At 70.1% G+C, this 20,977-nt stretch carries 18 protein-coding genes and 1 pseudogene; 8 read left to right on the top strand and 11 right to left on the bottom strand.

The genetic code is table 11. The features are described from left to right. Positions 1-908 (top strand): amidase family protein (locus tag NG1_RS11060; protein ID WP_084498833.1); only part of this gene is annotated, 908 nt, incomplete at its 5' end. A gap of 67 nt (positions 909-975) precedes the next feature. Here NG1_RS11060 and NG1_RS11055 read toward each other — a convergent pair. After that, positions 976-1,866, bottom strand: coding sequence for an SDR family NAD(P)-dependent oxidoreductase (locus tag NG1_RS11055; protein ID WP_062969934.1), 891 nt, complete (start codon positions 1,864-1,866; stop codon positions 976-978). A 108-nt stretch (positions 1,867-1,974) separates the two neighbouring features. On the opposite strand from NG1_RS11055, the gene NG1_RS11050 reads away from it, so the two are divergent. Continuing rightward, complete coding sequence (locus NG1_RS11050) at positions 1,975-2,562, top strand: TetR/AcrR family transcriptional regulator (protein WP_062969933.1); 588 nt, start codon at positions 1,975-1,977, stop codon at positions 2,560-2,562. 43 nt (positions 2,563-2,605) lie between these two features. Here the strand turns inward: NG1_RS11050 and NG1_RS11045 are convergent, their stop codons facing one another. Genes NG1_RS11045 through NG1_RS11035 form a run of 3 tightly spaced genes read right to left on the bottom strand, consistent with a single transcriptional unit; the run spans position 2,606 to position 5,284 of the window. Then, a complete protein-coding gene (locus NG1_RS11045) occupies positions 2,606-3,052 on the bottom strand; it encodes an SRPBCC domain-containing protein (protein ID WP_062969932.1) in 447 nt (148 codons plus the stop codon). Positions 3,053-3,107: 55 nt separating this feature from the next. Next, on the bottom strand, positions 3,108-4,499 hold the full coding sequence (locus NG1_RS11040) for an alpha/beta-hydrolase family protein (protein WP_062969931.1): 1,392 nt from the start codon (positions 4,497-4,499) through the stop codon (positions 3,108-3,110). Then, positions 4,496-5,284 carry a hypothetical protein gene (locus tag NG1_RS11035; RefSeq protein WP_062969930.1) on the bottom strand — a complete coding sequence of 263 codons (789 nt, stop codon included), beginning with the start codon at positions 5,282-5,284 and terminating at the stop codon, positions 4,496-4,498. The genes NG1_RS11040 and NG1_RS11035 overlap by 4 nt, the downstream gene beginning before the upstream one ends. 167 nt (positions 5,285-5,451) lie before the next feature. Between NG1_RS11035 and NG1_RS11030 the strand changes: the two genes are divergently transcribed. Both NG1_RS11030 and NG1_RS11025 read left to right on the top strand, forming a co-directional pair. Next, positions 5,452-6,684, top strand: coding sequence for a sensor histidine kinase (locus NG1_RS11030; RefSeq protein WP_062969929.1), 1,233 nt, complete (start codon positions 5,452-5,454; stop codon positions 6,682-6,684). 94 nt (positions 6,685-6,778) lie between these two features. Further along, entirely contained in the window at positions 6,779-7,444 is a 666-nt protein-coding gene (locus tag NG1_RS11025) for a response regulator (protein ID WP_062969928.1), read from the top strand. Positions 7,445-7,450: 6 nt separating this feature from the next. On the opposite strand, the gene NG1_RS11020 is transcribed toward NG1_RS11025, so the two are convergent. Then, on the bottom strand, positions 7,451-8,299 hold the full coding sequence (locus tag NG1_RS11020; RefSeq protein WP_063910315.1) for a serine hydrolase: 849 nt from the start codon (positions 8,297-8,299) through the stop codon (positions 7,451-7,453). A gap of 319 nt (positions 8,300-8,618) precedes the next feature. Between NG1_RS11020 and NG1_RS11015 the strand changes: the two genes are divergently transcribed. Beyond that, a complete protein-coding gene (locus NG1_RS11015) occupies positions 8,619-10,406 on the top strand; it encodes a serine/threonine-protein kinase (RefSeq protein WP_062969926.1) in 1,788 nt (595 codons plus the stop codon). A gap of 4 nt (positions 10,407-10,410) precedes the next feature. On the opposite strand, the gene NG1_RS11010 is transcribed toward NG1_RS11015, so the two are convergent. From NG1_RS11010 to NG1_RS11000, 3 genes are all read right to left on the bottom strand, one after another. Continuing rightward, positions 10,411-12,903 (bottom strand): FtsX-like permease family protein, encoded by a 2,493-nt coding sequence (locus NG1_RS11010; protein WP_062969925.1) that lies wholly within the window; start codon positions 12,901-12,903, stop codon positions 10,411-10,413. Positions 12,904-12,973: 70 nt separating this feature from the next. Continuing rightward, positions 12,974-13,681, bottom strand: a complete 708-nt coding sequence (locus tag NG1_RS11005) for an ABC transporter ATP-binding protein (RefSeq protein ID WP_062969924.1) — start codon at positions 13,679-13,681, stop codon at positions 12,974-12,976. 51 nt (positions 13,682-13,732) lie between these two features. Further along, positions 13,733-14,041 (bottom strand): hypothetical protein, encoded by a 309-nt coding sequence (locus tag NG1_RS11000; protein WP_062969959.1) that lies wholly within the window; start codon positions 14,039-14,041, stop codon positions 13,733-13,735. Positions 14,042-14,199: 158 nt separating this feature from the next. Here NG1_RS11000 and NG1_RS10995 point away from each other — a divergent pair, with 158 nt between their 5' ends. From NG1_RS10995 to NG1_RS38190, 3 genes and pseudogenes are all read left to right on the top strand, one after another. Further along, the gene (locus NG1_RS10995) at positions 14,200-15,513 is read left to right on the top strand and encodes a sensor histidine kinase (protein ID WP_062969923.1); all 1,314 of its coding nucleotides are present in this window, start codon (positions 14,200-14,202) and stop codon (positions 15,511-15,513) included. 79 nt (positions 15,514-15,592) lie between these two features. Continuing rightward, positions 15,593-16,288, top strand: a complete 696-nt coding sequence (locus NG1_RS10990; RefSeq protein WP_174315407.1) for a response regulator — start codon at positions 15,593-15,595, stop codon at positions 16,286-16,288. A 70-nt stretch (positions 16,289-16,358) separates the two neighbouring features. Then, positions 16,359-17,432, top strand: a pseudogene (locus NG1_RS38190) (serine/threonine-protein kinase); the annotation flags it as partial. A gap of 1,216 nt (positions 17,433-18,648) precedes the next feature. On the opposite strand, the gene NG1_RS10980 reads toward NG1_RS38190, so the two are convergent. The 3 genes from NG1_RS10980 to NG1_RS10970 all read right to left on the bottom strand — a co-directional run bounded on the left by NG1_RS10980 (position 18,649) and on the right by NG1_RS10970 (position 20,870). Then, positions 18,649-19,047 carry a rhodanese-like domain-containing protein gene (locus tag NG1_RS10980; protein ID WP_062969921.1) on the bottom strand — a complete coding sequence of 133 codons (399 nt, stop codon included), beginning with the start codon at positions 19,045-19,047 and terminating at the stop codon, positions 18,649-18,651. Further along, a complete protein-coding gene (locus NG1_RS10975) occupies positions 19,044-19,592 on the bottom strand; it encodes a cysteine dioxygenase (RefSeq protein WP_062969958.1) in 549 nt (182 codons plus the stop codon). Before NG1_RS10975 ends, NG1_RS10980 begins: the two co-directional genes overlap by 4 nt. A 177-nt stretch (positions 19,593-19,769) precedes the next feature. Next, complete coding sequence (locus NG1_RS10970; protein WP_245659857.1) at positions 19,770-20,870, bottom strand: cytochrome P450; 1,101 nt, start codon at positions 20,868-20,870, stop codon at positions 19,770-19,772. Positions 20,871-20,977: the final 107 nt, after the last annotated feature.

The raw sequence follows: 20,977 nt of genomic DNA, 5'->3' as shown, positions 1-20,977 counted from the left end.
CCACCGTCGGCACCAAGCCGACCTACGGCACGGTGTCGCGATTCGGCCTGGTCGCGTGCGCGTCGTCGCTGGACCAGGGCGGCCCGTGCGGCCGGACGGTGCTGGACACCGCGCTGCTGCACGAGGTGATCGCCGGATACGACCCGCGCGACTCCACCTCGCGCGACGCGCCGGTGCCGCCGGTGGTGGCCGCCGCCCGCGCGGGAGCGCAGGGCGATCTGCGCGGCGTCAAGGTCGGTGTGGTGAGAGAACTGCACTCCGACAGCTACCAGCCCGGCGTGCTCGCCTCCTTCGACGCCGCCGTGGCGGTGCTGAAGGATCTCGGCGCCGAGGTGGTCGAAGTGTCCTGCCCGCACTTCGAGTACGCGCTGTCGTCCTACTACCTGGTGATGCCGTCGGAGGTGTCGTCCAATCTCGCGCGGTTCGACGCCATGCGCTACGGACTGCGCGTCGCCGATGACGGGCAGCACAGCGCCGAGCAGGTCATGGCGGCCACGCGCGCGGCCGGGTTCGGCCCGGAGGTCAAGCGGCGCATCATGATCGGCACCTACGCGCTGTCGGCGGGCTACTACGACGCCTACTACGGCCAGGCGCTCAAGGTGCGCACCCTCATCGCCCGCGACTTCGACCAGGCCTACGAGCAGGTCGACGTGCTGGTCTCGCCGACCAGCCCGTTCACTCCGTGGAAGCTGGGCGAGAAGGTCGACGATCCGCTGGCCATGTACCTGTCGGACCTGTGCACGCTGCCGACCAACCTGGCGGGCCATCCCGCGATGTCGGTTCCCTCCGGTCTGAGCAAGGACGACGGCATGCCCGTCGGCCTCCAGATCATGGCGCCCGCCCTCGCCGACGACCGCCTCTACCGGGTGGGCGCGGCCTACGAGGCCGCCCGCGGCCCGATCGCCTGACGTTCTTCGCGGGAGCCGCTCGATCCCCGCACGGGTTGTGCGGAAACCGAGCGGCTCCGCGAGATCGCTAAGCGGGCCAGGTGAATTCGGGGTCTTCGGCGTAGTCGCGGCGGCGTTGATCCAATGCGAGCGTGACCATGTGGTGTGCGCCAGGCCCGATGATCTTGCGTAGCGGGGGATTCGGCATGTCCACCAATGCGATCAGGCCTGCCGCGCCGACTTCGGGCGGAGCTTCGGTCCACTCGGACCCATCCTCCGGTGCGGATTCCGCTGGGGGAGATGCCGGTTCGTTCGCCTCCGACAGGTCCGCGTTGCCCTGGGTGGGTGCCGGATAGTCCGGCATACCGAGGACGGCGGTGCGCAGCTGCGCGTAGGCGGGAATCGCGGAGGCGAACCGCATGCTCGACTTGGCCCACTCGGTGTCGAAGCCGCCCAGCTGTGCGAGCGTGACCCGGATGCCGAAAGGCCGCAGTTCGTCGGCGAGCGCGGCACTGAATCCCTCCAGGGCCCACTTGCTCGCGTTGTAGAGGCCGAACAGGGGCAGGCTGCCCACGGCGCCGACGGTGGAGATCTGCACGATGTGCCCGGAGCCCTGCGCCCGCAGGTGCGGCACGGCGGCTTGGGAAACCCAGAGGGCGCCGAAGAAATTGGTCTCCATCTGCTCGCGGATCTGCGCTTCGGTCAGTTCCTCGACGGCGCCGACCAGACCGTAGCCCGCGTTGTTCACGATCACATCGATCGTGCCCATCGCCGCGAACGCTTCGCCCACGGTGGCGAGGACGCTCGCGCGCTCGCGAACATCCAAGGGCAGCACGGTCAGGCGGTCGTCGGCGAGCTCCGCGAGGGATTCCGTATTGCGCGCGGTCGCGACGACGCGATCGCCCTGCGCGAGCGCGGCCGTGGTGAATGCGCGGCCGAGTCCCCGGCTTGCGCCGGTGATGAACCAGGTTCTGGTCACGGGAGATCCTTTCGTCACGAGACGCTCCGTCTCGTTGGATAACGTGCCAAGGGCGGCCCTGCTTGTCAAGACGAGACGTTTCGTCTCGTTATCTGCTACCGTCACGGCATGCCCGACACCCCCACAGCCGCGCGCCGCAGCGAGCGCGCTCGCGCGGCGATACTCGCCGCGACAGCCGAGCTGATCCGCGAGGTGTCCTACGCGAAGTTGAGCATCGAGGCGATCGCGGCCCGCGCGGGGGTCGGCAAGCAGACGATCTACCGCTGGTGGCCGTCGAAGGGCGCTGTCGTGTTCGATGCTATGCTCGAATCCGACTCGGGCCCAATGGGTCTCGCGCTACCCGACACCGGCGATATCGCCGCGGACCTGCGCCCGCTGCTGCGCGGGTCGGTCGTCGCGCTGACCGATCCCGGGTTCGAATCCTTTCTCCGCGCGATGTACATCGAGATCCAGCAGGATGCCGAACTGGCCGCCGCCTATCGCGAGCGCCTGCTGTTGCCCCAGCGCGCCGCTGTGGCCGACCGGTTGGCCGCCGCCGTCACCGCCGGGGACCTGCGCGCGGGCCTGGATCTCGAACTTGCCGTCGATCTGCTGTTCGGTCCGACGCAGATGCGGTGGTCGCTGGGGCTCGGCGGGCTCACCGAGGCCTATGCCGACGCCGCTCTCGATGCGGCGCTGGCCTATCTGCGCGAGTGAAGCCGCTGGTGAGTGCGCTTCGACGCCTTTCGGCCGATCGTGCTCAGGAGGCTCGCAGCGATTCGGCCTGCTTCTGGACGCCGGCGGTCATGCCCTCGAAGCCGCGCCGCAGGTTCTTGCCGAGCAGCGCGACGACCACGGGATGCAGCCATCCGCCGAGTTCGAAGTGCGACTCGTAGCGGGTGCGACCGTCCGGGAGTGGCGTCACCGTGTGCGAGCGCAGGCTGTGCAGCGCGCCGGGAGGCACCGGTTTCATCGAGTAGCTGAGCTCCCGGCCCGGCGTGTGCGAACGAATCCATTCCCGCTGCTTGCGCGGGCTCGACCCGGAGACCCGGACGAGCATGTCGATCGGCTCGCCGGGCACCAGTGAACTGCGGCACTCGGTGACGAAGGGATTCCACTCGCCGTAGCGGGGGAAGTCGGTGATCACCTGCCAGACCAGCTCGGCGGGGGCGTCGATGTCGGCGGCGAGGTCGATGACGAAGGCCATGCGGAAATTAGAACATGTTCTATGACGTTCCCGCGCGGGCGCCGCGCCGAACGGCTCAGCAGGAACCCATGGCGGTGCCCTGATCGGTGCCGTAACGGTGGCCGTGGCCCGGCGGAGCGTGCAACGCGCCCAGCAGATCGGCGGTCGTCTGCGCGAAGCCGATCACCGGAAGCCACTGCGGAACCGGGGCGTCGACGCGGGCCCCGGTGAGGTCGGGCGCGCGCCACAGCTGCGCGAGAGACCAGTGGATCACCGGGTCGGAGCTGTTCGCCAGCACTGTCGCGCCGCCACGGTGGACGCGGTTGGCGGGAGGTCCGGCCCACAGCGCCGCGCAGGTCCGGCCGTCCTGCTCGGCGTCGCCGGAGAAGACGGCATTGCCGCCGAGGGCCCCGAGGCTCTGCCCGTACAGGTACAACTTCGGCGGGTGTGCCAGTCCCTGGATATGGCGTTCCACGGCGGTGAACAGCGTGCGTGCGGCGGTGACGGCCGCGTCTCGGCCGAACACGAACGTCGCCCAGCTCGGGAGATAGGAGTACTGCAACCCGACCAGCGCGACGTCGCCGTCGAAGCGCTGATCGAACCCCGCCACGGCGTTCGCGTCGATCCAGCCCGAGCCGGTGGGTACCGTGACGACCAGGTGGGAGCGCGTGAAGCCGCCCGAGCGCTCCAACTCCCGGATCGCCAGCGCGACGCGAGTGTCCAGGTCGGGCGCCGAGGCCACCCCGATGTACACCCGCACGGCTCGGGCCGGCGGACCGCTGAGGAACTTCCGCCCCTCGGCGCCCAGCGACGTCCAGCTCACCGCGGATTCGGCGCCACCGGACCCGGAGTACGAAACCGGGTGTACCAGAGCGGGATCCAGCTCGGCGTTGGCCCGCGCGTACACCGACTCGCGCCATCCGACCATCGCGGGTACGCCGACGAGATACAGCAGAACCGCGACGACGGCGGCCAGCGAGACGCCCCGCGCCCAGCCCAGTTTCCGCGCTGCCCAGGCGATCGCGCGGGTGGCGCAGGCGAACAGTCCGATGATCAACGCGGCGCCGAGCGCGCACCGCACCCAGTAGCCCGTGCCGATCGGCGGGGTGTTCATCGCGGCGCGAAGCCGGTTCTGCCAGTGCTCCGCGTTCGCCGCCGCGCCCGCCACCAGCACCGCCGTCGCGATCAGCAGCGGCAGGCGTGCCCACGCCTGGCGCTCGTCGATGTCGAATCCGCAGCGCCGCAGGGTGATCCGCAGTATCCCCCCCACCCCCAGAGCGAGTGCCGCGAGGAGCCCCGTCAGTACGGCTTGCGCGCTCGGCGTGCGAGGAAGCAGACCGGGTGCCAGCGAGGCCAGGACACCGGTCCCGATGCCGAGCGTCGTGCCGATCCGCGGCGGCGCGACCCGGCGGACCCCGGCGGCGAACCATGCGCGGCGATCCGAAGACTTCAGGACGGACCAGGTCATGGCTGTACCGCGCCCGTGGCGTACGACAGGGCCGCCGCGGGTACGTGGCCTCGCCGCCGGTTGCGCAGCACGAGAACCGCCGTCAGCCCGGCGATCCCGGCGCCGAGCGTGCCCAGTAGCTGCCAACTCGTCGTCGAATCGGCGTCCGCCGCGCCGAGCAGGGGCTCGACCACGGGCGCGCCGTAGTCCTGCCTGCGCGAGTTCAGATCGACGGCGGTGTTCGCGATCGATGCCATCGCATCGCAGCGGGCGCGGGAGAACGAGTCGACGCGGGCGGCGCAGGCCTGGTGCATCTGCCGGTCCAGCGTCGCGTCCAAGGCTTGCCGCGCCCACGGGCCCAGCGGTTCGCCGCGCCGGTCGGCGTAGCGCAACAGGTCGTAGCCGAGGTCATGGGCCTTGCACGCGGTATCGAACTCCGCGGGCAGCGTCACCGGAGAAGAGCAGTCGCCGCCCGGATTGACCAGCAGGCCGTCCATCGTGCTCGGCCGGTAACCGAACGACGCGACGAAATCCGCCGGGATCGCGGTGAGTGCGTCGGGGCCGCCCGCGGCCAGTTCGGCGACAGCGGCGCCGGCCTGCGCGCTCTCGACCGGCGCGGCCGCCGCGGCGGCGTGCGGAGCGGGGGCGAGAAACGCCGTCGCCGCCACGGTGGTCAACGCCGACGCGGTGAGCGCCGCGTAGCGTCGCGTCTGCGCGGTGACGGATGATATTGCGGCGGAATGGATTCGGGCTCCTGCGGCCGATGCGGACCGGGTCTCGCGCCCGGCGCTGGTCGGTGTGCTCATGGCGACGACGTTAGGGAATCGCTTCCGGCGGCCGCCTCACGCCCGGGAACGTTTCCCGTGCCGTGCCGCCGGGGGATCGGTCGCACGGTCTCCCACCGGGGTAGCGGGCCGGAAATCACCCGTGGGTATGAGGCCGCGGTGAACTGCGAGTTCCTAGTGTCGTAGGCATGAACGGAGAAAGTCGCGCCTGGACGCGACGGCTGGACGCGCGGACCTGGTTCGACCTCGGCACGGTACTGGTCGCGCTGATCTGGTACTCGGTGGCTTGGCCGACCCTGCATCTGACCCACGCCGTCCCCACCGCGGCGCAGCCGTTCATCGCCGCGCTCGCCGCGTTCCCGGTGCTGCTGGTACGGATCAACCCGGCGCTGGGCTGGTCGATCTCGGCGGGCTCCGCGCTGGTGATCGCGCTGGCTATTCCGCATCAACCGAACAACGACCTGCCGTTCCAGGTCGTCCACGTGCTGTGCATGCTGGTGTTGCTGCTCGCGGTGGCGGTGCGCGCCCCGGGGCAGATCGCGGCGGTGACGTGGGCGGCGACGGCCCTGCTGTTCGCGACCACCATGCCCGGCGAAGGGGAGGCGTTGGCGAACGCCGCCTGGGGCTGGCCGATCGCGCTGGCCGCGCTGGTGCTGTTCGGCCTGCTCATCCGCTGGCTGGCGCTGTCGCGGCGGCAGCTGGTGCGCCAGGAGGAGGCCAACGAACTCGAGCGGGCCCGCCGGGCCATCCTGGAGGAGAAGGCTCGCATCGCCCGCGATCTGCACGACGTCGTGGCCCACCACATGTCGCTGGTGGTGGTACAGGCGCAGACCGCGCCGTACCGGGTGGAGGGCGTCACCCCGGCCGCGCGCGCCGAGTTCGAGTCCATCGGCGCCACGGCCCGGGAAGCGCTCAACGAGATCCGCGGCATGCTCGGTGTTCTGCGCAGCGACGGCCAGCTGCCGGAACACGCGCCCCAGCCGAAGGCGGCCGACGTGATCGCCCTGTTCGAGGGCGCCCGACGCGCGGGCGTCCACATCGAGTGGACCGTCGACGGCGCGCTGGAGACGATCGCGGAGACCACCGGCCTCGCCCTCTACCGCGTCGTGCAGGAATCGCTGTCCAACGCTTCCCGCCACGCCCCGGGCGCCCCGGTCCGGGTGCGCATCACCCACGGCGCGGAACTGCTGCTCGACGTCGAGAACGGCCCGGGAGCGTCGCCCGCCCGGCCGGTCGGCAACGGCGGCCACGGCATCGCGGGCATGCAGGCGCGAGCCCTGGCAGTCGGCGGTGAGGTGACGGCGGGGCCGCGGGCGGACGGTGGGTTCATAGTCCACGCGCGCTTCCCGCTCACCGCGCCGGACGCCACTGCCGCCGCCGTCGATGCCGTCGTATCCGCGCACGGCGAATCAGGTCGCTGAGTGTCGATCTGCCGCCGGGGGAATCGTGTGCCCTTGCCTCGGCACACAGGAACGGGCTCGGCGGCCGGAGGCCCAGGGCAATTAGGGTGAGCGGGTGGCAATTACGGTGTTGATCGCCGACGACCAGGCGATGGTCCGGCAGGGATTCGGGGCGTTGCTCGCGGCGCAGCCGGATATCAGTGTGGTGGGCGACGCGGCCGACGGGAAGGCCGCGGTGGCCGAGGCGAAGCGGCTGCGCCCGGATGTCGTGCTGATGGACGTGCGCATGCCGGAGATGAACGGGCTGGACGCCGCCCGCGCCATCCTGGCCGCCGGATTCGAGCCGCCGGTGCGCGTGTTGATGCTCACCACCTTCGACATCGACGACTACGTCTACGAGGCGCTCGGTCTCGGCGCCAGCGGGTTCCTGCTCAAGGACGCGCCCGCCGAGGAGCTGGTGCGCGCGGTGCGCGTGGTCGCCGACGGTCAGGCGTTGCTCGCGCCCACGGTCACACGCAGGCTCATCGCCGACGTCACCCGCCGCCGCGGCGCGGTCCGCGCCAAGCCCGCGCCGCAACTGTCCGCGCTGACTCCCCGCGAGCGGGAAGTGCTGGAACTGATCGCGAAAGGCATGTCGAACTCCGAGATCGCCGAAACCCTGTTCGTGGCCGAGCAGACCGTGAAGACCCATGTCTCCAAGGTCTTCTCGAAACTGAACCTGCGGGACCGGGCGCAAGCGGTGGTCCTGGCCTACGAGACCGGCCTGGTCACTCCTGGCTGAGCCGGATCACAGCGGCGGGCAGGACCCGCCGCGCAGTTCGCCCAGATGACGACCGAGCATCCGCGCCATCCGGCTCAGGATGGTGGTGGAGTCGTCGAAGCTGCCGGAATCTGCCGTCGCCGCCATGGCCACGGCGATCATGCCGGACCGGACCGGCACCAGCCCGAACTGGCGGACGGTGTAGACGCCGGTCACGTCGTCGGGGCCCCAGCCGCCCTTGAAGGCCGTGCCCTCCAGTACGCCCAGCCCCCACGCTTGCTCGGGGGTGATCTCCGTCATCAGCTCGGTGACGTGGAACGACTCGGGCAGGCAGGGCAGCCGGGAGGCGAAACGGGCCTGGTTGGCCAGCGTCCATTCGGTGCCGCCGAAGGAGTTGTAGTCCAGGGTGGTGCGCGGGCCCGCCACTCCGGTGGTGGCGTCGCCCGCCTCGTCGATCACGTCCTGGACCGCCTCGGCCGCTGCCAGCCCGTCGCCGAGCGATTGCCACAGCGCCTCGGCGGCGTCGTTGTCCGACCAGGTGATGGCGGCCTCCACCTCCTGCCGGATCTCTTCTCGGGAGTCGTGCCGCAGCGCCGCGATCGAGAGCGGCACCTTGATGGTCGACCACGCGATGCCGCTGACCCAGTCGCCGTAGACCGTCATCCGGCCACCGCCCACGGGCATGATCGCCATGCCGACCTGTCCGCCCAGCTGCGGCTGCAACTGGGTGAAGTCGGCGGCCAGCGAGTCCGGCACCGACACCGCGAGGTTCGGCCGCCAGGCTCCCGCCGTGTCGACGACGACGGCGGGTGTCTCGGTGGCGGCCCGATCGACGGGGAACAGAGTGCACGAGGTCAACGTGAGCAGCACCACCATCGCTCCGGCGCGTAGCGCGGCACGACACGTCGAAGCGGATCTCGTCGACCTCACCACCGAGTCCTCCCCACCACCGGTGACGCGGTCACACTGTAAATCGGCGGTGCAAAATAGCTCATCGGGCTCGTCCGGCCGGTGACCGGACGAGAGACATCGCCGCGGCGCGACGGCGTCGACGGCGCGATGTCTCGACCATAGTTTTGCCGATCTTCCCGGAGAATTCGAAACCCCGTGGCCACGGCGTCACCCGGTAGGCTCCAGGATCGGTATGAAAGCGCCCGGACGTGCTGTCCGGCCGCCGCGGTCACCTGAAGGGGGCGTGTTGCTCAACAGCGGTGCGATGTTCGCCGGGTTCACCATAGAGAGGCTGCTCGGCCAGGGCGGCATGGGATCGGTGTATCTCGCCAGGCACCCCAGGCTGCCACGGCAGACCGCGCTCAAACTGCTCAACCGGGAGTTGTTCACCGACGCGGAGGTCCGGGCACGGTTCGAGCGGGAGGCGGACCTGGCCGCGCAGCTGGACCATCCGAACATCGTCGCGGTGTACGACCGCGGCACCGAGGACGAACAGCTGTGGATCTCCATGCAGTACGTCGACGGGGTCGACGCGGCGACGGTGAACCCGCAGAGCCTGCCGCCGGAGCGGGCCGTGCAGATCATCGAGGGCGTCGCGTCCGCACTGGATTACGCGCACGGGATGGGTGTGCTGCACCGTGACGTCAAGCCCGCGAACATCATGCTGGCGCGTGCGGTGGGCGGCCAGGGCGAGCGGGTCTTCCTCACCGATTTCGGCATCGCCCGGCTGCGCGAGGATTCCACCCACCTGACCCAGACCGGCATGTTCACCGCGACGCTCGCCTACGCCTCACCCGAGCAGATGACCGGTGCGCACCTGGACCACCGCTCCGATCAGTACTCACTGGCTTGCGCGCTGTATTGGTTGCTGACCGGCATCGCCCCGTTCGACGCTCCCGCCCCGGCCGACATCATTCGCGGACACCTCCAGTTGCCGCCGCCCTCCGTCGCGGCACGGCGCGCCGGTCTGTCACCCGCGCTCGACGCGGTGATCGCGAGGGCCATGGCGAAGCGGCCCGACGACCGATTCGCCTCCTGCGTCGAATTCGCCTCCGCCGCACGGCGCGCGCTCACCGAGCCCGCTCCCACGGTGGTGGCCGCGCAGTACCAGCCGCAACCCGCGCCCACCGTCCTCGCGCAACCGGCGTACCCCGGGCCGGAGGCGAGTCAGCCGACCTACATCCCCACGGCATCCACCCCGGGCTACACCGCAGCGCCGCAGTACCACCCGAATCCGACCGGCGGACAGCAGTTCCCGGCGTCCAACGGCTACGCCGCAGCAGCTCCGCAGCCGAGTTATCCCGTGGCGCCGCCACATTCCGCCCCGCCGCCGATCGGTTACCCGTCGCACCAGCCGCCCGGCTATCCGTCGCAAGGGCGCTCCAACACCGGCCTGATCGTGACGATCGTCCTGGTGATCGTGGCGCTGTTGGTCGGGGCGGGCATCATCGTCGCGAAGGTGGGATTCTCGCATTCCGCGTCGCCGCTGGACCTCGGCACCAAGACGCCCGCGGGCCCCTCCGATGCGGACAAGCTCGCCAAGGCGTTTCCCGAACTGCTACCCCAGGGTGTCGACACGAAATACGACATCGGTTCCGGCCCGGGGTATGGCGGTAAGACCTGTTTCCTCGGCACCGCCAAACCGGGCGGCAAGGTGTCCAGTGCCAACGGCGTACCCGACTTCCCGAACTGGGCGAGGGCCTGGAACTGCTGGGGCACGCCGATCGCCGACCCCGATTACGTCCTCATCGGCTTCAAGTCGCCGCAGGACGCCCAGGCCGCGGTGCGGGACCTGCCGTCGAACACGGCGGCGACCGAACGCAACGGCGGCAAGTCGTATTCGACCTACCGCTGGCAGGAGAAGACCAGCGGGTTTCCGGACGGCTATCTCGTCGTCGACTTCGACGACGATCCGGCCCGGTCGAGCTACCTGCTGTTCGCCACGGTGACCCTCACCGACAGCAACCCGGGCTCCGGCTTCGGCATCACCGCGGCGAAGTTCAAGACGTGGTTCGCCGACCTGCCGCTGTGAACGCTCAGTCGACCGCGAGCGCCTCCACGATGGGCAGCCGGGCCGCGCGCAACGCGGGCGGGATCGACCCGAGCAGCGCCAGCGCCAGCGCGATCATGCCGTAGACCAGCAGCATCGGGCTCGGCCGGTAGGCGACGTCGATGGTCAGGGCGTGCCCGATGGCGACCGTACCCAGGAACTGCACCGCCGCGCCGAGCGCCAGACCCAGCACCGCGCCGACGATCCCGATCCCGGCGGCCTCGGCCAGCACCGAACGCATCAGGAATTTGCGCCCGGTGCCCATGGCGCGCAACACGCCGAGTTCCCTGCGGCGCTCCAGCACCGAGAGCATCAACGTGTTGAGCAGTGCCACCGTGGCCACGAGCACCACGATCCACAGGATGGCGTTGCTCATCGCCATGCCCTGCTCGATGCTCGACGACGCGGCAACCACGGTGTCCGCGCCGGTATCCACGTTCAGCTCCGGCGGCACCACCTGCCGGATCGCCGCGAGCACCGCCGCGTGATCAGCGCCGGGCGCGATGTCGGCGGCGATCACCGTCTCGCCGGGCCGCTCGTACCAGGTGCGCAGCAGGTTCAGGTCCATCATCACCACGCCCGCGATGGCGGAGAAATACGGGATCACCTGTAGCACGCGCACCGTGTGCGCGCCGGTGGGCGTCGGCAGGGTGAGCTCCGCGCCCACACCGACGCCCAGCGAGCGCGCTACGTCGCGGGAGATCGCCACGCCCTCTCCGGCCGACAGCCGGGCGACCGAATCGTCGGTGAGCATGCGCATCCGGGTCTCGCGCGCATCCGGCGGAAACCCTTGCAGCATCACGCGAGTGCCGCCGAGGGTGGCGAAGGCCATCTGGGCCGGGCTCAGGTGCGCGACGCCGGGCACCGCCGCGAGCTTGTCCCGCAGATCCGCGGGCAGCAGCGGCCCGGTGGGGAACTGCGCCATCGAGGCGGGGCTGATGTAGACGTCGTTGCGCGCCAGATCCGTGAAAGTGACCGTGGCCGAATCGATCATGTTGCTCGACGCGCCGCTCATGCCGACAGTGGCCCCGACGCCGATCATCACCGTCATCGCCGTGGCCCACACCCGCCGCGGCGCGCGTTCCAGGGTGGTCGCGCCCAGTGCGCCGGGAGCGCGGAACCAGCGCGCGATTCCCGCGGCGGCCCGCACGATCGGACCGGTGGCGGCGAAACAGAGCAGTATCGCGGCGATGAACGAGATCGAGATGGCGGTCAGCGAATAGCGGCCGAGATCGCTGCTCGCGATCAGCACCGCGGCCCCGGCCAGCCCGCCGCCTGCCACGACGGCCAGCCAGCGCAGCAGCGGGCTCGCCGTATCGGTCCGCCCGGCCCCGACCGGTGCCAGCGCCTCGATGGGCTGGACCTTGTACACCTGGCGGGCGGCCAGCGACGCCGCGAGCACACTGGTGAACACACAGGCCACGACGGCGAACGGAATCACATACCAGGGCACCGAGTATTCGGTGCGCGCCTCCACCGACTGCACGATCGCGGTGGGCAGCGTGCCGATCGCGACGCTGCCCATGAACACGCCCAGCGCCGCGCCGACCGCGCCGCCGAGCACGCCGAGCAGCGCGGCCTCGGCCAGCAGATCGCGCACCATCGGTCCGCGTTTGCCGCCGATCGCGCGCAACAGCGAGAGCATCGGTCTGCGCTGGGCGATCGCCATGCTCATCGCGTTGTAGATGAGGAACGCCGAGACGATCAGCGCGGCGGCCGACGCCATGGTAGTGGAGTAGCGGACCATTTGAATCGCCCCGCCCGCCTGCGCGGTGCGCAGACTCGGCTCGGCCACCACCGCGCGGCCGTCCACCGCCTCGGTGAGCGCCGCGCGCACCTGCGCGAGGTCGGCCCCCTCGGCGGGAATGATCTGCACGGAATCCAGCCGTCCCGCGCGATCGGTGACCTTCTGCGCGAGCCCGAGCGGAGCGGCGATGAGGTGACCGCCGTTGAGCTTGTCGGAAGTCTCCTCATCGAGGACGCCCGCCACGGTGACCGTCGTAGCGCCCAGCGTGAACTGCTCGCCCTCGGCACGGCCCAGTCCCGTGCCCACCAGCACCCCGTTGGGCACCGAGAGCAGCTTTCCCGTGAAAGCGCTCATCGGCGTGGTCAATTCGCTGCCCAGCGCGCCGATATTCGAATCGGCGCCGATCAGCAGCGCGCGGTCGGCGCCGGTGCCGATCTGCGTCCGCAGCATCGGCACCGCAACCGCGACGCCGGGTGTGGTCGCGATCCGCCGCAGCAGTTGCTGGTCGAAGCCCGCGTCGGTGATACCACTGACCTCCAGCTGCGCCTTGCCGCCCAGGCCGCGGGTCAGCTTGTCCACCGAGCCGGTGACCGAGCCGGAGATGCTCAGCACCGCGACCAGCAGCGACGCCGAGACACCCATCACGATCAGCGACATCAGGGTGCGGCCGCGATGGGCGAGCAGTTCGCCGATATTGAACAGCCGCAGACGATCCCACGCCGCGCCGATCACGCGGTGACCTTCAAGCTTCGCTGCCGCCTCCGGCCCTGACCATGCCGCCTCCGGCCCTGACCGCTCATGCTCATGCGTTGACCCTCCGCTCGACCTCGTCATTGGACCCGATCCGGCCGTCGCGCAGCGTGATCACCCGGTCGCAGTAGGTCACCGCGCCCATATCGTGGGTCACCATCACCACCGAACTGCCGGCTGCGGCGATCTCCCCGAGCAATTCGAGGATGGCGGCGCCGGTCTTGGAGTCGAGGTTGCCGGTGGGCTCGTCGGCCAGGATCAGCGGCGGGTCCATGATCAGCGCCCGCGCCACCGCGACTCGCTGCATCTGCCCGCCGGACAGTTCGGCGGGACGGTGTTCGGCCCGCTCGGCGAGCCCGACCCGGTCGAGCAATTCCAGAGCGCGCGGCTTGGCCTTACGCAAACCCGTGCCGTCCAGCAATTTCGGTATCGCCACGTTCTCCCACGCCGAGAGCGTGGGCAGCAAGTTGAAGAACTGGAACACGAAACCGACCTGGTGGCGCCGGAATGCCGACTGCTGTTCCTCGTCCAGTGCGCCGATCTCCTCGCCCCGGAACCGGATCGAGCCCGCGTCGGGACTGTCCAGCGCGCCGAGCAAATGCAACAGAGTGCTCTTGCCGGAACCGGAGGGCCCGATGATCGAGGTGAATTCCCCCGTCTCGATACGCAATCCGACGTCGTCGAGCGCGCGGACCGCCTGCCCGCCGACCCGATACTCCTTCGTCACGCCCGATAGTTCCAGCATCGCCGGTTCCGGCATCGTTGTCCCCCGCTCCGTACGGTCGATCAATTCTTCGTTCCTCATCGCGCGTTACCGCGCCATGGCCTCCGACGCGAGTTTGCGGCGACGATACTGCGCGTCGAGCACCGCGCGCAGCACCGGCTGCTCGGCCGACAGTTCCAGATAGGCCTCCATCGCCGTCAGCCCTTGGTCGAGTTTCGCGGCGAAATGCAGGTTCCACCGGTAGCGCAGCGTGAGCAGGAGCCCCTCCGCGCCACCGAACAGCCGATCCAGGTCATCGAACCCCTCGAACAGGTCGGGATCGGCCGGGTCGAGCGCCGCGCGGGTGAGCACGGTGTGCACGATGTCGGTTCGAGCGTGCTGATCGGTCCAGGACATGGCCATCGCCTTCCTCTGTGAACTATCGCCCACGCTACGGACGCGACGGTCTTGTTGTCGTCGTGCCAGGGACCCGAATGCGTCTCCGCCCACGGTAGGAGCGGCGGCCCCCTCGCGGGACGATGTACCGGCCCGGATGCGGCGGCTAGCCTTACAGAATGGGTTCGACCGGCGTAGCCGAAGCACCGCCCGGTACGCCTCGCGCGGGCCGCGTGCGGGCCTCGATGCGGCGTGTCCGGGAGCGGTGCGCCGAGTTCGCGGGCGATCCGATCGCGGCGTTCCGGCGCAGCGTCGAGGAACTGCCTTACGACTATCCGCCGTCGGTCATCGTCAGTGTCGATATCGCGGTCTTCGCCGTGGCGGTCGCGGCGGCGGTGCAGCGGCACAGCTACTTCCCGACCCCGCTCCCGATCATCGCGGTCCTGTTGACCTGTGCCTTCGGTCCGTTGCACGCGTTGCTCGGTGTGCTGCCGCGCCCGCTGCTGCTCGGCGTGCTGGCCATGGCGGCCGAGGCGCTGTTCCTCGCCCAACCGGTCGCGGCCGACTTCGCTCCATTCGTCCTGGTGGCCGCCGCGGGGGAGATCGCGGCGATCGCGCCGAAACGGGTGAGCATCCCGGTCACGGTCGCGATGATGCTGCAACTGGTCGCCTTCGATGCGATCGGCCACGTCCCGGAGGGGTTGCCCACCTACCTGGTCGGCATCGCGTTCGGCTGGATGGCCGGACTGATGCTGCAATATCAGCGCCGCTTCCTCTACCAGGAACGCGGCTACCAGGACATCCGCGCGGCGCAGGCCGCCGACGAGGAGCGCCACCGGATCGCCAGGGAGGTGCACGACGTGATCGCGCACTCGCTGAGCGTCACGCTGCTGCATCTCACCGCGGCCCGGCACGCGTTGCAGACCGACCGCGACGTGGACGAAGCCGTGGAAGCGCTGACCGATGCCGAGCGGCTCGGGCGGCAGGCGATGGCCGACATCCGCCGCACCGTGGGCCTGCTCGACGCGCGACCTTGGAAGCAGGTCCCGGAACCGGGCGTGGAGGACATCGAGGACTTGGTCGGCGATTTCGTGCGGGCGGGTCTGGACGTGCGTTACGACCGCGACGGCGATGTGGGCGCGGTGTCACCCGCGGTCGGGCTCGCGCTGTACCGGATCGGCCAGGAGTCGCTGGCGAACGTCGTCAAGCACGCGCACGGCGCGTCCGCCAGGGTCCGGCTCGCGGTGGACGCGACGATGGTGACCCTCACGGTGGACAACACGGTGCCCGGCGGACTACCCGCCCACCGCGGCGCGGGCATGGGGCTTTCCGGCATGCGCCAGCGCGCCGAACTGCTCGGCGGCCGCATGACCGCGGGCCCGTCGGACCGCGGCTGGTCGGTGCGCGCCGGTATTCCGCTCGCGCCCGGCCGGGGCGGACTGTCGTGTCCGGTGCTGCCCGGGTCCACTACGAACGGACGGGAGGGTTCGTGAGCGAGCGTCAGCGAGTCGACCGGGAATACGGCATGTGGTCGTCGCGAACGATGGAGCCGGGCTTCGGCGAGGTCCGGTCATGAGCCTGACCTCGCCCGCGAGTGGCGAAGATGCCGTGACGGTGCTGGTGGTGGACGACCAGGAACTCGTGCGCGGCGGGCTGCGGCGAATCCTGCGCAGGCGGGACGGATTCGTGGTCAGCGAGTGCGCCGACGGGGACGAGGTCCCGGCCGCCGTGGCCCAGGCCCGCCCCGACGTGGTGCTGATGGACCTGCGGATGAAACGGGTCGGCGGCATCGACGCGACCAGGATGCTGCGGGCGCGCGACGGTGCTCCGCCGGTTCTCGTGCTCACCACCTTCGACGACGATCAGCTGCTGTCCGGGGCGCTGCGCGCGGGCGCGGCCGGATTCATCCTGAAGGACTCGCCCGCCGAGGACCTCATCCGCGCGGTGCGGATGGTCGCGGGCGGCGGAGCCTGGCTCGACCCCGCGGTGACCGGCCGCGTGCTGTCGGCCTATCGCACGGTGCGCCCGGTGCGCACCAACACCGATGCCCGCCTGTCCGACCTGACCGCCCGCGAGTACGAGGTGCTCGAACTGATCGGGCGCGGCCGGGTGAACGCGGAGATCGCGCGCGAGCTCGGCATCTCGGAAGTGACCGTGAAAAGTCATGTGGGACATATCTTCGGGAAGCTCGAACTCCGGGATCGCGCCGCGGCGATCGTGTTCGCGTTTGACCACGGGGTGGTGACACCCGGAGAATCCACTCTGTGACGGGTGGGCTCCGGTCGCGTACCGCGTGATCTCGGTGTGCGATCCCCGCCCGGGATGCGGAGGATGACGGGTGCAGGAACCTGGGCCGAGAACCGGCACGCGTTTCGGGCCGTACGAACTGCGGTCGCTGCTGGGAAAGGGGGGAATGGGGGAGGTCTACGAGGCATACGACACGGTCAAGGACCGCGAGGTCGCGGTCAAGCTGCTGTCGGAAGAACTCGCCAAAGACCCGATGTACCAGTTGCGTTTCCGGCGCGAATCGCAGGCCGCCGCCCGGCTGGCCGAACCGCACGTCATCCCGATCCACGACTGGGGCGTGATCGACGGCGTGCTGTTCATCGACATGCGGCTGGTCCGGGGCGCCGACCTGCGCACCATGTTGCGCGGTCAGGGACCGTTGAGCCCCGCCCGCGCCGTCGGCATCATCGAGCAGATCGCCTCCGCTCTGGACGCCGCGCACGCGAGCAATCTGGTGCACCGCGACGTGAAACCGGCGAACATTCTGGTCACCGACGCGGATTTCGCGTATCTCGCCGATTTCGGCATCGCGCACACCGAGGGCGACAGCGCGGTGACCTTGGTCGGCATGGCGGTCGGCTCCTACATCTACATGGCCCCGGAACGCTTCGACGTCGGCCCGGTGACCGGTCGCGCCGACGTCTACTCGCTGGCCTGCGTGCTGCACGAATGCCTGACCGGAGCGACGCCGTTCCCGTCGGCCAGCATGAACGTGCTGATCAAGTCGCACATGTCCGATCCGCCGCCGCGGCCGAGCACGCAGGCCGCCGGCATTCCTGCCGCGTTGGACGAGGTGGTGAGTCGCGGTATGGCCAAGGACCCGGCCGACCGCTTCCCGACCGCGACCGCGTTGGCCAGGGCGGCGCGCACCGCGCTCACCTCGGCGCCAGCCACCGGGCCGATGCTGGTGGTGCGCGCACCCGACCGGTCCCAGCGCCCCGGTGCGGCGGCCGCGCCGGAATCGACGGGCGAACTCTCGCTTCCCGCGGTGATCCATCCGAGCGCGCCGACGGTGATCCGGCCGGCGGAATTCCAGTTCACGCCGCTTCCGCCTGCGGAAACGACTCCACCCTCCCCGGGGCCGCGAGCGCCGTCGACGCCGGAGGTGGAATTGCCTCCGATGCGCCCCTTCCCGGACGCGCACCTGTACCCGGAAACCCAGGCATATCTGGAATCCGCGGGATACCCGCAGGCACCGGAGCATCCGGCCCCGCCGACGCAGGTGTATCCGCAGAATTTCGCCGATCCGGCCACACAGGACTACTTCGATCCCGGGCAGGCCTACCCACTACGGCCGGAGGACTTCGCGCAGGCCGATCCCGACGTCACGCGAAGCTATGCGGAACCGACTGGAGATCGGGCCTATTCCGATGCGCGCCCGCAGCCGTACGCGGGACAGGCGGACAACGCGCAGGCCGAGTTCGATGCCACACGGAGATTCGCGGAACCGACTGCGATTCGGGCGTATTCCGATATGCCGCCGCAGGCCTACTCCCAGGCGCCTGGTTACGCCTTCGGCGAGGGACCGCATCCGGGAGCCGAGAACTACCCGGAGACCGCGCCCTATCCGGATCGAGGACCCGGCTCGGTCGCCCCGCAGGGCACGTCCGGTTATCTTCCCGCACCGGACGCGGCGCCGACCCAGTATCTGGAACCGGCAGGCTACGCGGCGCGTACCGACTATCCGCCGCACGGTGACTACCCCGCGCGCACCGGCTACCCGGTGGGCCGCGACGAGCCGGAGTACGGCTACGACGATTACGACGAGTCCGATTACTCCTCGTCGCGTGCGGGTCGCTCGATAGCGCTGCCCATCATGGTGGCCGTCTTCGCCATCGTCGCGCTGACCGTCGGCGGCGCGATCGCCTGGCAGTCGTTCGGCTCCGGCGAGGTCGAGCCGACCTCCGCCGCCGCCCGGTCCGAGGCGCCCGCGCCGGCCGCGCGGCCCAGCACCCAGGCGCCGACCCGCACGTCGTCCTCGCCCGCGACGTCCACCTCGGCGAAGACGACTCCGGTGACGCTGCCTCCCGGCGCGAAACCGTGCGGCCAGGGGCAGGCCGCCTCCGGGACGTTCACCCAGTCGGCGACGGGTACCCCGGTGACCAGTTGCGCGTTCGCGGAAGCGGTGCGCAGCGCCTATGCCGCGAACGGTGCGGCGCAGAACGCGACTCGCGACGCACCGCGCACGGTCGTCGCGACCAGCCCGGTCACCGGCCGGTCCTACACCATGAACTGCCTGCCCGAGGGGCCGCTCGTCACTTGCAGCGGCGGTGAGAACGCGGTCGTCTACGTCTACTGACGGCTGCCCGATTGATGCCGCGTCGCCCGGTATGGGGGACCGGCTATGGCACGGCCGGGGTTCCGCCCGCGACCACCGGCAGGCCCGCCGCCTTCCACGCCCGGAAACCGCCCACGAGGTCGGTCACCCGCCGCAGCCCGAGGCGCAACCCGTCGGCCGCCGCGAGACTCGAGGCGTAGCCCTCGTTGCACACGATCACCACGGGAGTGTCCGAGGTGAGGCTCGGGAGCCGGTGGTCGCCGTTCGGATCCAAGCGCCACTCCAGGACGATCCGTTCGACCACCACCGCGCCGGGTATCTCGCCCTCGGCGATCCGGTTCGCGTGCGGCCGGATGTCCACGATCAGTCCACCCCGGGACTGCACCGCGGCGGCCTGCTCCGGTGTCACCCGCTCCAGTCGCGCCCTGGCGCGCGCGACCATGTCCTCGGCGCCTGTACTCATCGTGTTCCCACTCCGCTCACCGACGTTCCTGCGAAGTCCGCCAGCGTACGGTATTCGCGGACCGGCCGCAGCGGCGGCGAGTACGCGTGCACCGACGCGGCCGGCCACAGCTTGTCGTTGCGCAGCTGGTGCGCTCGATCGGGGCCGAAGCCGACCGTGTCGCCCGCTCGCCGTTCCGCCTTCCGGATCGAACCGCCGAGATGCAGATACTCCTCGCTGAGTTCCCCCACGGTCATGGTGAACGCGCCGGAGGCGCCGCCGTGGTCGTGCGGTTCGGTGCCCTGTCCCGGCGCCCAGGACAGCAGCCACAACTCGACGCCCATGGTCAACGCCAGGCGGGTCCACCAGCGCTGATCGGCATCGAATCGCACGATGTCCAGCAGCGGCGTCGCCAATTCCGCGGCCACCAGGCTGGTCAGCCGGTGTAGTTCCGCAGCCGACCACAGCGCCCGCTCCGGGTGGATGGCGTCTCGAACCAGCGGCACGTCGATGTCGGGATGGATGTCGCGCGCGTGCTTCAGGTTCACCGGAAGGGAAGTGGTCACATGTGCTCCTGACGGGATCGGTCGGATGAGCGCTTCGCGGCTGCCGCGTGGATTCTGCGCCGTCGCCGCGCGTTTGGCACCAATCACGATCAGCGCGAACAAAATTCGATCGGTCGCGGTCAGGGCGCGGTCGTACGGCCCGGGGCGGCCGCCGCGGCGCCCGGCGAGCGCGGTCCGCTACCCGAACGCGGGCATCGGCGGGGATTCCGGGAACACGACGGGCAACGACACGAGGGCCCGGTGGAACGGACCCGGTCGCCAGGTCAGCTCCTCCGCCGGGACCGCGAGCCGTATCTCGGGCAGCGCGTCGAGGAGCTGGTCGATGGCGTCCTGCGCGATCAGGTAGGCCATCGATCGGGCGGGGCAGGCGTGCGGTCCGGCTCCCCAGGCGAGGTGCGCGCGGCTGTCGGTGTACTCGCCGGTGTGGATCGCCGGGTCGTGGTTACAACCGGCCATGCTGATCACCACCGGCTGGTGCGCTGGCAACCAGACGTCGTCGATCAGGATCGGCTGCTTCGGGTAGCTGAAGCAGTAGTTGGCCCCCGGCGGGTCGTCGAACAGCACCTCGTCGAGCGCGTCGCGGGTGGAAAGACTGCCGCCGAATATCCCGCCCGCGAATCGGCGGTCGGTGAGCATCAATCGCAAAGTGTTGGCGATCAGGTTCTGCTGGGGTTCGATGCCCGCCCCGTACAAGGTGACCAGCTGGTGGATCATCTCCATGTCGTCGAGCGCGGCGGGGTGGCGCAGCAGTCGCGAGGTGATGTCGTCGCCCGGACTTCTCCGCTTCATCTGCACCAGGTCGTACAGCGCGTCGGCGAGCATCGCGTTGCCCTTGTCCGCGTTGACGCCTTCGAAGATCGCGGCCATGCCCATCGCGACTTGCTGCCCGATCTCCGGGGGGCAGCCGAGCACGGAGTTGAGCACCGCGAAGGTCAGCGGAAACGCGTACTGGCTGATCAGGTCCGCCGCGCCGTCCTGGCAGAAGGCATTGATCAGTGGGCCCGCGATCTGCTCGGTCGTCGAATGCAGCGCGTGCAGATCCACTTCAGCGATACTCGCGACATTCACTTGCCGGTAGCGCTCATGCTCGAATCCGGTGCTGCGCAGGGCGTTCGGCCGCCACTCCATCATCGGCAGGATCGGGCACTCCGCGGGAATGCCCTGCTGCCAAGTCCGCGGGTCCGCGGGAAAATGCACCGGGTCGTTGAGGATTCGCAACGCGGTGTAATAGCCGATCACCAACGTGGCGGGCACATCCGGCGCCAGTTCGATCGGCACGAGCGAGCCGTATCGGTGGCGCATCTCTCGGTAGGCGCGATGGGGATCGGCGGCGAATGCCTCCGTATACAGCGGGAACCGGGGGCCGTCGGAGTCGAGTGGCGAAC

Source organism: Nocardia gamkensis NBRC 108242, assembly GCF_001612985.1.
In the GTDB taxonomy this organism is placed as follows: domain Bacteria; phylum Actinomycetota; class Actinomycetes; order Mycobacteriales; family Mycobacteriaceae; genus Nocardia; species Nocardia gamkensis.
Note: the sequence above shows the minus strand (reverse complement) of the source record. Positions and strands in the feature narration are given on the sequence as shown.

Coding starts and splice junctions, on each gene's coding strand:
- NG1_RS10980 (WP_062969921.1), bottom strand. CDS start 19,047: ATGAGTACAGGCGCCGAGGACATGGTCGCGCGCGCCAGGGCGCGACTG.
- NG1_RS11040 (WP_062969931.1), bottom strand. CDS start 4,499: ATGACCTGGTCCGTCCTGAAGTCTTCGGATCGCCGCGCATGGTTCGCC.
- NG1_RS11005 (WP_062969924.1), bottom strand. CDS start 13,681: ATGCCGGAACCGGCGATGCTGGAACTATCGGGCGTGACGAAGGAGTAT.
- NG1_RS11035 (WP_062969930.1), bottom strand. CDS start 5,284: ATGAGCACACCGACCAGCGCCGGGCGCGAGACCCGGTCCGCATCGGCC.
- NG1_RS11045 (WP_062969932.1), bottom strand. CDS start 3,052: ATGGCCTTCGTCATCGACCTCGCCGCCGACATCGACGCCCCCGCCGAG.
- NG1_RS10995 (WP_062969923.1), top strand. CDS start 14,200: ATGGGTTCGACCGGCGTAGCCGAAGCACCGCCCGGTACGCCTCGCGCG.
- NG1_RS11000 (WP_062969959.1), bottom strand. CDS start 14,041: ATGTCCTGGACCGATCAGCACGCTCGAACCGACATCGTGCACACCGTG.
- NG1_RS11020 (WP_063910315.1), bottom strand. CDS start 8,299: ATGGTGGTGCTGCTCACGTTGACCTCGTGCACTCTGTTCCCCGTCGAT.
- NG1_RS11050 (WP_062969933.1), top strand. CDS start 1,975: ATGCCCGACACCCCCACAGCCGCGCGCCGCAGCGAGCGCGCTCGCGCG.
- NG1_RS11030 (WP_062969929.1), top strand. CDS start 5,452: ATGAACGGAGAAAGTCGCGCCTGGACGCGACGGCTGGACGCGCGGACC.
- NG1_RS10990 (WP_174315407.1), top strand. CDS start 15,593: ATGAGCCTGACCTCGCCCGCGAGTGGCGAAGATGCCGTGACGGTGCTG.